Below are 12721 nucleotides of genomic sequence, written 5' to 3' on the forward strand. Positions count from 1 at the left end.
CGGCGGATGTCCCGGCGCCGGTTCCTGTCAGCAGGGCAGCCTGTTGGTACGCAGCCGTCACGCGCGGGCACGTGAACGTGTGCTGTAATGAATCCGCAGGGGACGACGACGGATGTCCAACGGCCGCGCGGCACAGAAGAGGCGCGCCGATTCACAAGGAGGCTGGATGTCAACGATTCCATCGCCCGCCACGGCGCGAAGCGGCCGCATGGCGCAAAGGGAGGCTTGGTCGGCGCGGTACGCGCAGGTGCGCGCGGAGAGTCTTGCGCTCGCCGCGCCCTTGTCTGCCGAGGACCAGTGCGTGCAGTCCATGCCGGACGCGAGTCCCACCAAGTGGCACCTCGCGCACACGAGCTGGTTCTTCGAAGCGGTGGTGCTCGGTGCGCACGACGAGGGCTACCGGTCGTTCGATGCGCGCTTCTTCCATCTCTTCAACTCGTACTACGAGCAGCTCGGCCCGCGCCATCCGCGGCCGCAGCGCGGCCTGCTCACGCGGCCGTCGCTCGCCGAGGTCCATGCTTACCGCGCGCACGTGGATGAGGCCATGCAGCGCTTCATCGAATCCGCGGACGGCGATGCCTGGCGCGCCGCCGAAGGGCTCATCGAGCTCGGCCTGAACCACGAGCAGCAGCACCAGGAGCTCATGCTCACCGATATCCTGCATGCGTTCTCGTGCAGTCCGCTGCTGCCCGCGTACCGCAGCGACGATGCGACGCCGCCGCGGCTCGCGAACACCGCGGGCGAATCGATATGGCTCGAAGGTCCGGCCGGAGTGGTCGAGGTGGGCCACGGCAGCCAGGAGGGGTTCGCATTCGACAACGAGACGCCGCGCCATCGGGTGGTGCTTGCGCCCTATCGCATCGCGCACCGGCTCGTGACCTGCGGCGAGTACGCCCTCTTCATGGCCGACGGCGGCTATGAACGCGCGACGCTCTGGCTTTCCGACGGATGGGCTGCGGTGCAGGCGCACGGCTGGAAGGCGCCCGCGTACTGGATTGCGCCGCGAGACACGCGGTTGTCCGGTGCGGGCGCGCGATCCGGCGACGGCTGGCACGTCTTCGGCCTGCGCGGCGTGCAGCCGCTGGATGCGGCGGCACCCGTGACTCACCTGAGCTTCTACGAGGCCGCCGCCTATGCGCAATGGGCCGGCGCGCGATTGCCGACCGAATTCGAATGGGAAGCCGCGCATGCGCTCGCCGGCATCACGCAGCTCACGGGCCATGCGTGGCAATGGACGCGCTCTTCCTACGACCCCTATCCCGGCTTTCGGCCGCTGGCCGGCGCCGTCGGCGAATACAACGGCAAGTTCATGGTGGGCCAGCTCGTCCTGCGCGGGGGTAGCGCCGCGACGCCCGCGGGCCACACGCGGCCGACCTACCGCAACTTCTTCCCACCCGCCGCGCGCTGGCAGATGAGCGGCATCCGCCTCGCGGAGGACGCATGATGACCCCGCGACCCATCCCGGTGCCCGCGCCCGGCGGCACGGAAGCCCCCGCACGCGACAGCGAATTCGCGCGCGACCTCCTGCGCGCCTTTTGCGACCGGCCGCACCGCATCTCGCCGAAGTATTTCTACGACGCCGCCGGATCGGCGCTTTTCGACCGCATCTGCGAATTGCCGGAGTACTACCCGACGCGCACCGAACTCGGCATCCTGCGCGCGCACGCGGGCGAATTCGCCGCGCTCGCGGGGCCGCATGCGGAGATCGTCGAATTCGGCGCCGGTTCGCTGCACAAGGCGCGGCTGCTGCTGGATGCGTTCGACAGGCCGGCGCGGTATCTTCCCATCGACATCTCGGCCGAGCATCTTTCGGCCGCCGCCGTGCACCTGCGCGGGGACTATCCGGCACTCGAAGTCCACCCGGTCGCCGCCGACTACACGCAACGCCTGCTGCTGCCCGCGCATTCGCCGCGCGAGGGACGGCGCATCGGCTTCTTTCCGGGCTCGACGATCGGCAACTTCTCGCCCGAGGAGGCGCTGCAGTTCCTGCGCGTCGCGCTGCAGGTGCTGCGCGGCGGCGCGCTGCTGCTGGGCGCGGATCTGGTGAAGGACCCGCAGGTGCTGCACGCCGCGTACAACGATTCGCAAGGCGTGACCGCGGCCTTCAACCTCAACCTGCTCGCGCGTGCGAACCGCGAGCTCGGCGCCGGCTTTCAGCTCGAGCGCTTCGCGCACTATGCGTTCTACAACGCGCCGCTCGCGCGCATCGAGATGCACCTGGTGAGCCGCTGCACCCAGGTGGTAGAAGTCTGCGGCCGCGCGTCGGAGTTCGATGAAGGCGAGTCGCTGCACACCGAGAACTCGTACAAGTTCACGATCGACGGGCTGCGCGCGCTGGCGCAGCGGGCGGGCTTCCGGCCCGGTCCCGTGTGGACCGACCCCGAACGGCTCTTCAGCGTGCACTGGCTGCACGCGCCGGAGAACGCATGAAGGGCTCGCGCGAACGCGGTCACGCCATGGAAGGGTTCGGATGAGCACGTTCGACACCGACAACGCCATCATCGGCTCGGGCCAGGCCGGCCCGTTTCTCGCGATGGCGCTGGCAAAGCGGGGGCAATCGTGCGTGCTCGTCGAGGGCCGTCATCTCGGCGGCACGTGTCTGAACGACGGCTGCACGCCGACCAAGACACTGCGCAAGAGCGCGCGCATCGCCTACGAAGTGGGGCGCGCGGCGGAGTTCGGCGTGCGTGTGGGCGACGTGGAGATCGACTTCGCGGCCGCGATGCAGCGCATGCGCTCGCGAGTCGACGCCGCGGTCGACGGCCTCACGAGCTGGCTCGGCACCGAGCCCAAGGTGCGCGTCCTGCGCGAGTGGGGCTGCTTCGACTCGCGCGACGGCGAAGGCTTTCGCATCCGCGCGGGCGAGCACGTCGTTCGCGCAAAGCGGGTATTTCTCAACACGGGCACACGTCCGTTCATTCCGCCCATCGACGGCCTGAAGGATGTCGCGTACCTGGACAACACGTCGCTGCTCGCGCTGCGCGCGCGGCCCGGGCACCTCGTGATTCTGGGCGGCAGCTACATCGGCCTGGAGATGGCGCAGATCTTCCGGCGGCTCGGAAGCGCCGTGACGGTGATCGAGAGCGCCCCGCGCGTGACGGCCGGCGAAGACCCGGAAGTGTCGGCCTGCATCACGGAGTTCCTGCGTTCGGAGGGCATTCGCATCCTGTGCGGGCAGCCCGCTGCGCGCGTGGAACGCGAGGCTGAAGGCGTGGCCGTGCAAGTCGGCGGCGAACGCGTCGTGGGCTCGCACCTCCTCGTCGCGACGGGGCGTGTGCCCAACAGCGACCGGCTGAATGTCCAGGCCGTGGGCCTGAAGACCGATGAGCGCGGCTTCATCCCGACCAACGAGCGGCTCGAAACGAACGTCGAGGGCATCTGGGCGCTGGGCGACATCAACCGGCGCGGCGCATTCACGCACACGAGCTATCACGACCACGAGATCGTGCTCGCGAACCTGCAGGGCGGCTCGCGCTCGGCGGCACAGCGCAACATGATCTATGCGATGTTCACCGACCCGCCGCTCGGGCGCGTCGGCATGAACGAGACGCAGGCGCGCGGCAGCGGCAGGCGCATGCTGATGGCGACCTTCGACATGAAGGACGTGAGCCGGGCGAAGGAGGAGGGCGAAACGACCGGGCTCGTGAAGCTGCTGGTCGATGCCGAGACGGGCGCCTTCACCGGCGCGACGCTTCTGGGCATCAACGCCGATGAGATCGTCCACGTGATCGCGGGCTTCATGGCGACTGGCGCGCATTGGCAGGTGCTGCGGGATGCGCTGCCCGCGCATCCGACGGTGGCGGAGTTCCTGCCGACGATCCTCGGGCGGCTGAAGCCCCTGGAGTAGCCTGCGCCGGGGTGGTCTGGCGACAAGGCCGCGCCCGCGAAGCAGAGTACGATGTCGATTGGAGGAAACCGCAGGTAAGTGCTATGCAGTCGAACAAGTTCAAGATGACGGTTAGGGGCGACGAGGCAGATGAGAGCATCCGCCTGAGCGCACTCGTCGATCAACTGACCGCGCTGAAGCTTGTTCTCAATCAGGTGGATGTGGCGCTGGGCGCAGGCAAATCCTCCGATGTGTACTACCGCGTCACCCACATCAGCATGAACAGTCCCGCGACGTTCGAAGTGGAGGCTGTGTCGCGCTCAGGAAAAGTTGCACACGGGCGACGAATTGTCTCGAAGCTGAGCCGGGACATTCAATCCGTCATTGCGGGCAAGCGCCCGCGAGAAGCCGATTTGGATCTGATGGATTCGTATCGGGCGCTTGTCCGTCCGATGCAAAAGCATGTAGTGGAGGTCTCGCTTCAGTTCGACAGGGAACATGTCGCGTTGCCGCGCAATCTCGATGTCAAGGTTGACGACATTCTCGGGCCCGACCAGGTAGAGCGCGGCTCGGTTGTCGGCAGCCTCGACGTTTTGGACATCCACAATCAGCGAAATGTGTTCCGAGTCTATCCAGTGGTTGGCCCAAAGAGCATCAGGTGCAGCTTCGCTCGGGAAATGCTTTCGCAAGCCATCTCGGGCATCAATCACTTCGTTCGGATCACTGGACTGCTTCACTTCAAGAAGGCAGAGAAGTTTCCGCACCTGGTCAAAGTCGATTCGATTGAAATCCTTCCGGAGCGATCGGACGCCCGACCGCTCGCTTCTCTAAGGGGAATTGCGCCGGACGCCTACGGTGGCCTAGGCTCGACCGAGTACGTCGAAAAAGTGCGCAATGGCGAGTGGTAGGCCGCAGTTCTATTGGGATACTGCGTGCCTCATCGCGTGGATCAAAGATGAGACGCGCGCTGACCCCGCAGAGATGGCCGGCTTGGCGGAGGTCATCGATATGGTGGATCGCGGCAAGGCGATCATCATTACTTCAGTACTCTGGAGGGCCGAGGTTCTGAATGGAGATATGACGCCTGCACAGCGAAAGCGCCTGGACGAAGCATTTGACCCTCGCGCACTCGTCGAGTTGGACATCAACGGTCGCGTCATGGCGCTTGCTGGTGAGATTCGAGATTTCCAACGGAACTCGAAGAAGAAGGATGTCATGAAGAACATCCGTGTCCCGGATGCGATCCACTTGGCAAGTGCAATCTACTACGAGGCCACCGAGTTCCACACCTTTGATGGTGCGAGTGCCGGCAGCCAGAAGGGAAAGTTGCTCACGCTGGACGGCAACGTCGCAGGGCATCGCCTGAAAATTTGCACCCCCAAGGCAGAACAGCTCCGCCTCGAATTTCCGCTCGCCGACAGCCAGTCCGACATCTCCGAATAGGTTGTGGATCCGCCGCGGCGGTAAGCTCGCGCGATGGAACTCTCGCCCGCGTACACCTATCCCGCGCAAGTCAGGACGCTCTTGCGTCAGCAGGGCTATGCCGTGCTCAGTCCGCGCGGCGTGGCGGAGCTCACCGGTTGCGATCTCGCGGAACTCCTCGCGCTGCGCGCATCGTGGGACGACTTGCCGCCCGACAACTACCTGAAGGATGGCGGCCGCTATCGCAAGCGGCGCCACTCGTGCTTCGTGGTGCGCGGCGGCGCGGTGGAGCAGGTGCCGCACCGGGCGCACTGGCAGCCCGTCGAATACAACGCGCTGCACGGTGGCATGCAGCGGTGGTTCGAACCGATCGAGCCCGAGGTGGCCGGAAGCGCCGCGTGGCAGTGCCTGCTGCGCGGGCTCGCGCGCCTGTGCGGTGAGCTGAAAGGGGACCAGCCGTGGTATGTGGAAGCGCATCAGTTCCGTATCGATACGGCCGGCGGCATCGGGCGGCCGACGCCGGAGGGCGCGCATCGCGACGGCGTGGACCTGGTCGCGGTCTTCATGGTGGGCCGCAAGGACATCAAAGGCGGCGAGACGCGCGTCTTCCAGTCCGACGGGCCCGCCGGCCAGCGGTTCACGCTCGCCGAGCCGTGGAGCCTCGTGCTGCTGGACGACGAGCGGGTCATCCACGAGACCACGCCGATCCAGCCCTTGCAAGGCGAGGGCCACCGGGACACACTGGTGATCACCTGCCGCGCCGGCGGTTTCCAGGGCGACTGAAAGGAGGCCCGCCATGTTCCGTCACATCCTCGTTCCCGTGGACGGATCGTCGGCTTCGATGCAGGCCACGGCCAAGGCCGGCGGTCTCGCGCAAGCCTTCGGCAGCAAGGTGACCTTGCTGAGCGTGATCGACGTCTATCCCTTCGTGGGGATCGGTGCGGACTACGCGTTCGGGCAAGCCGAATACCTGACCGCGGCCACGGCGAATGCGAACCAGTCGCTCTCGAAGGCCGAGGCCGTGCTCGCGCAGTTGGGTGTGGCGAGCCAACGGAAGGTGACCGAGGGGCATGTGGTGCACCAGGGCATCACCGACTGCGCCGAATCGCTCGGGTGCGATCTGCTGGTGATGGGCTCGCATGGCCGGCACGGCATCGACAGGCTGCTGCTGGGCAGCACGACGCAGCGCGTGCTGTCGCATTGCAAGGTGCCGGTGCTGGTGGTGCCGGGGGAATAGGATTTCTCTGTGCTTCTTTGTGTGTGCGCCGGGCGTGCGGGCATGCCCCTGCCTGCCGGCGACCCTGACGGCCTCGGGTCTGCCGCACGCTGCCGCTCTGCGGCAAACCCGATCCGTAAAGGGATCGCCCACAGGCAGGGGCATACCCGCACGCCGACCGAGGCGCGCCGCGGCCATACTTCTTCGTCTTGCACTTGGCCCCTGATTTGGTGAATCTCAATGAATCGTCTCCTTGATATCGGCTTCGTCCGCTCGGGGCACTGGTACCTGGAAGATGGAGATGTACGCTTCGAACTTGCACGTCACGCTACTCGAAAAAACATCCTCTATGCCTTTGTGGTCGATGGTTCGGTGAAGTACGTCGGCAAGACGGTTCAGCCTCTTTCGGCTCGGATGACGGGCTATAAGCGGCCTGCGTCGACCCAGAGCACGAACTTGAGGAACAACGCGCTCATCCGGGAACAGCTCGATGCCGGAGCTTCCGTTGAAATCTTTGCCCTGCCTGACACCGGTCTGATGCACTACGGAGCGTTTCACCTCAATCTCGCTGCCGGATTGGAAGACGACATCATTTGTGTCGTGAATCCGCCCTGGAATGGGGGGAAGGTCGAAAAGCCCGGCATCGATTCCCAGCCCGAGGCTCCCGAGCCGGTGCAGCGTCCCGTTCACACTTTCACCTTCGTCTTGCAGCCAACCTATCGGCGCACGGGATTCTTCAATGTCGCTGTGGCAGATCAGATGTGGATTGGTGCTGACGGCGAACAGATCGAGCTGTTCCTGGGCAGAGGAAGCATGGATCCGGTCCTCGGCACGATCAATCGGACCGCAAACAGGAACAGGACGCCCCGGATCATGGGGGGACCGAGCGTGAGGAAATGGTTCGACGAAAACGTGCCGACAGAAGGCACCGTCCAAGTGGAAGCCTACTCACCAACATCGATCAGATTGCTCTCGTCCGCCGAACCCGGGGCCACTGAGTAGCCTTTCTATTGAAGCTCTGGTCCCGGTCCTCAAGCCCCATCGGAAGTGATGAGAGGATTCAAGGAGGGTGCGCGCGTGCGGGCATGCCCCTGCCTGCCGGCGACCCTGACGGCCTCGGGTCTGCCGCACGCTGCCGCTCTGCGGCAAACCCGATCCGTAAAGGGATCGCCGACAGGCAGGGGCATGCCCGCACGCCGACCGAGGCGCGCCGCGAATATCTTTCGGTGAGCGCCTGGACCAGTGGGCGCGAATGCAGCGCCTTCAATACCCCGCTTCAGTACCCCGCTTCAGTCCCCCGCTTCAGTACCCCGCGCCCTGCGCGATCGCCAGCCAATCGGCCACCGCACCCAGCGAATGCAGCACTCCGTCGCCCGACGCCAGCAGGTAGTAGAGCGTGGTGTCGTTCGTGCCGAGGTACAGGTTCAGCGTCGAGTAGTAGCGCACGTGAAAGCTTCCCACTGCGAGCGGAATGGCCCGCGCCGGTGCGAGGATCTCCGGGTAGGCGGCTTCGAGATAGTTGAACACGCGGTCGCTGTCGTTGGCGTTCGGCAGTTCGTAGGCCGCGTTGATGAGGACGACGTTGGTACGCACGGCCGGCGCGTTCGCGTCGAGCACGGGCAACTCGCTGAAGGGCGAGCCGAGGTTCTGGCGCGGCAGCGCGGAGATGCGGTCGGCCGTCGCCATGCCCGGCGTGGTCACGCGAGCAAACACCGTGAAGCCGCCGTTCTGGTTGTCGAGGTTCGACGCGTTGTTGGACATGTTCACGAACCACTGGCTCGTGGCGCTGTTCGGATTGTTGGCCTGCTTGGCCATCGCCACCGTGCCGCGCACGTTCGAACGGGTGGGACTGAATTCGTTCGCGATCGGGTCGTGCGTGGTCACGGCCACGTTGCCGCTGCCCGGCGGCCAGCGGAAGCCGCCCGCCTGAACCACGAACGGAACGGACTGCGACACCCACGCGCTGCGATGCACCAGCCCGTAGGTGTACGAGCCTTCGCGCAGGTACACGAGGAAGTTCGCGACGGTGCCGGGCGCTTCGGTGTCCAGCAGCTTGATGTCCATGATCCCTTCGGTGGTCTCCATCCGGACCATCGTGTTCTGCGCGAACGCGGGAGCGAGGGGCAGGAGCAGGGCCGCAAGGAAGGCGGCCGCGGGAATGGCGACACGCGCGACGACGCAACGCAGCAGGGTGGACTTCATGGATCAATTATCGCGTACATCCGCCACGGGATCGGCACCGAAATCGGGCCGCGCGAGGTACGCCAGCACCCGCGCCGCGGCTTCGGCCGGCGTGCTGAGCATGCCCCGGTCGCGATAGCCCACGAAGGTGGCCATGTCGGGAAAGCGCGTCGGGTCCGCGGCGCGCAGGTGCGATTGCATGTCGGTGTCGATCACGCCCGGCGCGAGCGAGCAGATGCGAGCGCCGTGGGGCTTGCCCGCTTCCTCCAGGGCCACGCAGCGGGAGAAGTGGTCCATGCCCGCCTTCGCCGCGCAATACGCCGCCTGCGAGGCCATCGCCCGGCGCCCGAGGCCCGAGGAGATGTTCAGGATGCGGCGCGCAATCTTCCAGCCCTCGGTCGCGCGCAGGAACACGCAGGCGAGCAGCATCGGCGCTTCCAGGTCCACGCGGATCGCTTCAGACAGTTCGCCGTGCGGGATGTCGCGCAGCGGCGCGACGCGCGGCAGCAGCCCCGCGTTGTTGATGAGCGTGACCGAAGAATGCGCCGTCCCGTCGCGCGTGGCGAGCCAGCCTTCCAGGCGCGCGGCGGCCGCTTCCGCCCGGGCCAGGTCCTGCGGCCACTGCTCGCATTCGCGGCCTGCCCGCGCGGCGTGCTGCGCGAGCGCGGCGTTGGGTTTGCGGGATATGCACACGAGCTCGTGCCCCGCGTCCAGCAGCTGCTCGGCCATGGCCAATCCCATGCCGCGCGAGGCGCCGGTGATGATCGTGAGCGGACGAGGCGTCTGGGCGGCGGGCATGGAATTTCCTTTTCGTTCAGAAGGGCGCACGGCTTGCGAAGGCGATCGGCTCGCCGGTGGCGGGATGCGCGAATTCGAGTTCGCTCGCGTGCAGCATGAGCCGGGCCGCGGCACCGCGCGCCTCGGCGGGAGCGTACAACGGATCGCCGAGGATCGGATGGCCGACCGCGCTCAGATGCACGCGCAACTGGTGCGTGCGGCCGGTGAGCGGCTGGAGCTCGACCCGGGTCGCATCCTGTTCCCGCTCGAGAGCCTGCGGCAGCGCCGCGGCGACGCGCCAGCGCGTCGTGCTCGCGCGGCCGTGCGCCGCATCCACCTTCTGCAGCGGCCGGTTCGGCCAGTCGGCCATGATCGGCAGGTCGATCTCGCGCCAGCCGTCGAACGCCTCGATCGCCCCGGCCACCACCGCGACGTAGCGCTTGCTCACCTCGCGGCGCTCGAACGCCATCGCGAGCGCGCGCTGCATCGCCCGGCCGCGCGCCATGACGATGAGGCCGGAGGTCGCCTGGTCCAGCCGGTGCACGACGCGGGCGTCGGGCCACATCGCTTGCGCACGTGCCGCGAGGCAATCCTGCTTCGCGGGCCCGATGCCCGGCACCGCGAGGAGTCCCGCGGGCTTGTCGAGCACGACGAGGTACTCGTCGACGTACACGAGACCTTCACATAATGCCGGGATGCTTTCCGCCATTCCGCTTTCCCTGCAGACCGTGCTGCTCCTCATCGCCTCCAACGCGTTCATGACGATGGCGTGGTACGGCCACCTCAAGAACCTCGCCGCGTCGCCCTGGTACATCGCCGCGCTCGTGAGCTGGGGCATCGCGCTCGCCGAGTACCTGCTGCAGGTGCCCGCGAACCGCATCGGCTTCCTCGAGGCCGGGCTGAGCGTGGGCCAGCTGAAGATCATGCAGGAAGTGATCACCCTCGGCGTCTTCGTGCCGTTCGCCCTGTTTTACCTCAAGCAGCCGCTGAAGCTCGATTACCTCTGGGCGGCGCTTTGCATGGCCGGTGCGGTGTATTTCGTCTTCCGCGACTGAACGGCAGCGGCGTACACTGGGATTCGAATGCAAGACAACTCCAAGGAGTCCCCATGCTGCTAGGCAGGCTGCGTGCGCGAGACGGAAGGTTCTTCGAAAAATTCGACCAGCATGCCGACCGCATCCTCGATGCGGCGCTCGCATTCCGAAGGCTGGTGGACAACTATGCCGACCCCGCGCTTCGGGAAGCGGCCAATCGCGAAGTGGACGCGGCCGAGCGCGCGGCCGACCGCGTGACGCAGGAGGTGAACCGCCTCATCCACACGAGCGCCCACACGCCCATCGACCGCGACCAGATCCACACTCTCATCAGCACCATGGACGACGTCGCGGACCTGATCCAGGACTCCGCGGAAACCATGGCGCTCTACGACGTGCGCATCATGACCGACGAGATCGCGCGCCTCGCGGACCTCGCCGTGAAGTGCTGCGAGCGCGTGAAGGAAGTCGTGGCGCTGCTCGGCAAGCTCGGCGATGCGAGCTGCGTGGATGCGGCGCTCAAGACCTGCGAGGAGATCGACCGGCTCGAGTCGGACGCCGACCGCGAGATGCGTTCGGCCATGAGCCGGCTCTTTCGCGAGCAGGCCGACGTGCTCGAAGTGATCAAGATGAAGGCCATCTACGAACTCCTGGAGCGCATCACCGACAAGTGCGAGGACGTCGCGAACGTCGCCGAGGGAATCGTCCTCGAGCACCGCTGACTCCCGTCATTCCCGCGCGTGCCCCTTCCGCGGGGGCATCAAGGCGTCACCCCCCTCCCGTCATTCCCGTGCGTGCCCCCTTCCTCGGGGGGAATCAAGGCGTCACCCCCTCTCCCGTCATTCCCGCGCACGCGGGAATCCAGTGGCTTGCGAGCCGCCCGACGCTGCAACCTATTCGCTGATCTTCCTGCCTTCTTCGACCTGGTACTCGAAGTACTTCTGGAAGCTGTAGACGAGACCGAACATGAGCGAGGCCGCGCCGAAGGCGAGCGACAGCGCCACAGCGACGATCGTGAACCAGTTCGTGCCGCCCGCGGGGTGGTCACGCGCGAGGGAGGGATTGAACTTTTCGTTCCACTGCTCGCGCGCCATCAGCCCGTAGAGGATCGCCGTGAGGCAGCCAAGCGCGATGGAAAAGCCCGCAAGCGGGATCAGAAACCAGCTCGCGACGTCGTCCTGCCCATTCTGGAGCACGCGCTCGATGCCGTACAGGCCGAGCGCGGTGGGGATCGGCAGCGCCCAGCCGACGAGGTCGCCCAGGCCGTAGAGGTAGAAGCGATGCAATCCGAGCGGGCCGCCGAGAAAGGCAAGCCACGCGGCAAGCGTCTTGCGTTTCATGCGCCGCCCGCAGGCGCCGTGCGGTCGGCTTCGCCCAGGCTCCTTTCCATGAGGACGATGTCCAGCCAGCGGCCGAACTTCCAGCCGCAGGCGTGGATGATGCCCACCTGCGAGAAGCCGCAGGCGCGGTGCACACCGATGGAGCCTTCGTTGCCCGAGTCCCCGATGACGGCGATGAGCTTGCGCAGGCCCGCTTCCTCGGCATGGGCGGCCAAGCGCGAAAGGAGCTCGCGCCCGATCCCGCGCCGATGCGCGGCGGGGTCGAGGTAGATCGAATCCTCGGCGCTGAAGCGGTAGGCCGGGCGCGGCTTGAACGACTGGCAGTAGGCGTAGCCGACCACCTTGCCTTCTTCCAGCGCCACGAGCCAGGGCAGCTTCTTGCCGAGGACGTCGGCGCGGCGCGCGGCCATCTCCTCCTCGCTCGGCGGCGTCGTCTCGAAGGTCGCCGTGCCGTTCAGCACGTGGTGGGCGTAGATGGCCGCGATCGCCGGGACGTCGGCATCGTGGCTGGGTCGGATGGTGAGCATGGGGGCACCGCAACGTTATAATGGAGGGCTTTCCAGCGTGGCGCCGGCCGGGTGGCCGAGTCGCGTGTCTCACACGTTGGGAAACCGGTCGCGCCCTTGGGGACGCGCTCGAACTCCACCCGAAGGATAAATCAATGGTCGTCATCAGACTCTCCCGCGGCGGCGCGAAGCACCGTCCGTTCTACAACATCGTGGTCGCCGACAAGCGCGTGCGCCGCGATGGCCGCTTCATCGAGCGCCTGGGCTTCTACAACCCGGTCGCGAAGGAAGGCGAAGAGGGCCTGCGCATCGCGCAGGACCGCCTCACCTACTGGCTGGAAAAGGGTGCGCAAGCCTCCGACACCGTCGCCAGGATCCTGAAAAAGGGCTCCGCCACGAAGACTGCGGTCGCGGCCTGA

General features: G+C 66.5%; 16 protein-coding genes. 11 read left to right on the forward strand and 5 right to left on the reverse strand.

Translation table 11 applies throughout. The features are described from left to right. Positions 1-208 precede the first annotated feature (208 nt). From egtB to VHA82_RS20870, 8 genes are all read left to right on the forward strand, one after another. Entirely contained in the window at positions 209-1444 is a 1236-nt protein-coding gene (egtB, locus tag VHA82_RS20835; protein WP_325547182.1) for an ergothioneine biosynthesis protein EgtB, read from the forward strand. After that, positions 1444-2430, forward strand: coding sequence for an L-histidine N(alpha)-methyltransferase (egtD, locus tag VHA82_RS20840; RefSeq protein ID WP_325547081.1), 987 nt, complete (start codon positions 1444-1446; stop codon positions 2428-2430). The genes egtB and egtD overlap by 1 nt, the downstream gene beginning before the upstream one ends. A gap of 40 nt (positions 2431-2470) precedes the next feature. Then, positions 2471-3847, forward strand: a complete 1377-nt coding sequence (locus VHA82_RS20845) for a mercuric reductase (protein WP_325547082.1) — start codon at positions 2471-2473, stop codon at positions 3845-3847. An 83-nt stretch (positions 3848-3930) separates the two neighbouring features. Beyond that, positions 3931-4734, forward strand: a complete 804-nt coding sequence (locus tag VHA82_RS20850) for a hypothetical protein (protein ID WP_325547083.1) — start codon at positions 3931-3933, stop codon at positions 4732-4734. Next, the gene (locus VHA82_RS20855; RefSeq protein ID WP_325547084.1) at positions 4721-5269 is read left to right on the forward strand and encodes a type II toxin-antitoxin system VapC family toxin; all 549 of its coding nucleotides are present in this window, start codon (positions 4721-4723) and stop codon (positions 5267-5269) included. The genes VHA82_RS20850 and VHA82_RS20855 overlap by 14 nt, the downstream gene beginning before the upstream one ends. A 33-nt stretch (positions 5270-5302) precedes the next feature. Beyond that, the gene (locus VHA82_RS20860) at positions 5303-6031 is read left to right on the forward strand and encodes a 2OG-Fe dioxygenase family protein (RefSeq protein ID WP_325547085.1); all 729 of its coding nucleotides are present in this window, start codon (positions 5303-5305) and stop codon (positions 6029-6031) included. Positions 6032-6044: 13 nt separating this feature from the next. Then, positions 6045-6485, forward strand: coding sequence for a universal stress protein (locus tag VHA82_RS20865; protein ID WP_325547086.1), 441 nt, complete (start codon positions 6045-6047; stop codon positions 6483-6485). Positions 6486-6704: 219 nt separating this feature from the next. After that, a complete protein-coding gene (locus VHA82_RS20870) occupies positions 6705-7466 on the forward strand; it encodes a GIY-YIG nuclease family protein (RefSeq protein ID WP_325547087.1) in 762 nt (253 codons plus the stop codon). 300 nt (positions 7467-7766) lie between these two features. Here the strand turns inward: VHA82_RS20870 and VHA82_RS20875 are convergent, their stop codons facing one another. The 3 genes from VHA82_RS20875 to VHA82_RS20885 are packed head-to-tail and all read right to left on the reverse strand — an operon-like array spanning position 7767 to position 10131. After that, positions 7767-8666, reverse strand: a complete 900-nt coding sequence (locus VHA82_RS20875; protein WP_325547088.1) for a peptidylprolyl isomerase — start codon at positions 8664-8666, stop codon at positions 7767-7769. 3 nt (positions 8667-8669) lie between these two features. Then, positions 8670-9443, reverse strand: coding sequence for an SDR family NAD(P)-dependent oxidoreductase (locus tag VHA82_RS20880; RefSeq protein WP_325547089.1), 774 nt, complete (start codon positions 9441-9443; stop codon positions 8670-8672). Positions 9444-9459: 16 nt separating this feature from the next. Then, a complete protein-coding gene (locus VHA82_RS20885) occupies positions 9460-10131 on the reverse strand; it encodes an RluA family pseudouridine synthase (RefSeq protein ID WP_325547090.1) in 672 nt (223 codons plus the stop codon). Here VHA82_RS20885 and VHA82_RS20890 point away from each other — a divergent pair. After that, a complete protein-coding gene (locus VHA82_RS20890) occupies positions 10118-10477 on the forward strand; it encodes a DMT family protein (RefSeq protein ID WP_325547091.1) in 360 nt (119 codons plus the stop codon). The two genes, VHA82_RS20885 and VHA82_RS20890, sit on opposite strands and share 14 nt — an antisense overlap. Before the next feature lie 53 nt (positions 10478-10530). Continuing rightward, entirely contained in the window at positions 10531-11178 is a 648-nt protein-coding gene (locus VHA82_RS20895; RefSeq protein WP_325547092.1) for a DUF47 domain-containing protein, read from the forward strand. Between the two features lie 171 nt (positions 11179-11349). Here the strand turns inward: VHA82_RS20895 and VHA82_RS20900 are convergent, their stop codons facing one another. Both VHA82_RS20900 and VHA82_RS20905 read right to left on the reverse strand, forming a co-directional pair. After that, positions 11350-11796: a hypothetical protein gene (locus VHA82_RS20900; protein WP_325547093.1), complete on the reverse strand. Its 447-nt coding sequence runs from the start codon at positions 11794-11796 to the stop codon at positions 11350-11352. Continuing rightward, a complete protein-coding gene (locus VHA82_RS20905; protein ID WP_325547094.1) occupies positions 11793-12323 on the reverse strand; it encodes a GNAT family N-acetyltransferase in 531 nt (176 codons plus the stop codon). The genes VHA82_RS20900 and VHA82_RS20905 overlap by 4 nt, the downstream gene beginning before the upstream one ends. A gap of 134 nt (positions 12324-12457) precedes the next feature. Between VHA82_RS20905 and rpsP the strand changes: the two genes are divergently transcribed. Continuing rightward, positions 12458-12721 carry a 30S ribosomal protein S16 gene (gene rpsP / locus VHA82_RS20910; protein ID WP_325547095.1) on the forward strand — a complete coding sequence of 88 codons (264 nt, stop codon included), beginning with the start codon at positions 12458-12460 and terminating at the stop codon, positions 12719-12721.

The sequence above is a fragment of the Ramlibacter sp. genome (genome assembly GCF_035548915.1).
Taxonomy (GTDB): Bacteria; Pseudomonadota; Gammaproteobacteria; order Burkholderiales; family Burkholderiaceae_C; genus Ramlibacter.

Coding starts and splice junctions, on each gene's coding strand:
- egtB (WP_325547182.1), top strand. CDS start 209: ATGGCGCAAAGGGAGGCTTGGTCGGCGCGGTACGCGCAGGTGCGCGCG.
- egtD (WP_325547081.1), top strand. CDS start 1,444: ATGACCCCGCGACCCATCCCGGTGCCCGCGCCCGGCGGCACGGAAGCC.
- VHA82_RS20845 (WP_325547082.1), top strand. CDS start 2,471: ATGAGCACGTTCGACACCGACAACGCCATCATCGGCTCGGGCCAGGCC.
- VHA82_RS20850 (WP_325547083.1), top strand. CDS start 3,931: ATGCAGTCGAACAAGTTCAAGATGACGGTTAGGGGCGACGAGGCAGAT.
- VHA82_RS20855 (WP_325547084.1), top strand. CDS start 4,721: ATGGCGAGTGGTAGGCCGCAGTTCTATTGGGATACTGCGTGCCTCATC.
- VHA82_RS20860 (WP_325547085.1), top strand. CDS start 5,303: ATGGAACTCTCGCCCGCGTACACCTATCCCGCGCAAGTCAGGACGCTC.
- VHA82_RS20865 (WP_325547086.1), top strand. CDS start 6,045: ATGTTCCGTCACATCCTCGTTCCCGTGGACGGATCGTCGGCTTCGATG.
- VHA82_RS20870 (WP_325547087.1), top strand. CDS start 6,705: ATGAATCGTCTCCTTGATATCGGCTTCGTCCGCTCGGGGCACTGGTAC.
- VHA82_RS20875 (WP_325547088.1), bottom strand. CDS start 8,666: ATGAAGTCCACCCTGCTGCGTTGCGTCGTCGCGCGTGTCGCCATTCCC.
- VHA82_RS20880 (WP_325547089.1), bottom strand. CDS start 9,443: ATGCCCGCCGCCCAGACGCCTCGTCCGCTCACGATCATCACCGGCGCC.
- VHA82_RS20890 (WP_325547091.1), top strand. CDS start 10,118: ATGCTTTCCGCCATTCCGCTTTCCCTGCAGACCGTGCTGCTCCTCATC.
- VHA82_RS20885 (WP_325547090.1), bottom strand. CDS start 10,131: ATGGCGGAAAGCATCCCGGCATTATGTGAAGGTCTCGTGTACGTCGAC.
- VHA82_RS20895 (WP_325547092.1), top strand. CDS start 10,531: ATGCTGCTAGGCAGGCTGCGTGCGCGAGACGGAAGGTTCTTCGAAAAA.
- VHA82_RS20900 (WP_325547093.1), bottom strand. CDS start 11,796: ATGAAACGCAAGACGCTTGCCGCGTGGCTTGCCTTTCTCGGCGGCCCG.
- VHA82_RS20905 (WP_325547094.1), bottom strand. CDS start 12,323: ATGCTCACCATCCGACCCAGCCACGATGCCGACGTCCCGGCGATCGCG.
- rpsP (WP_325547095.1), top strand. CDS start 12,458: ATGGTCGTCATCAGACTCTCCCGCGGCGGCGCGAAGCACCGTCCGTTC.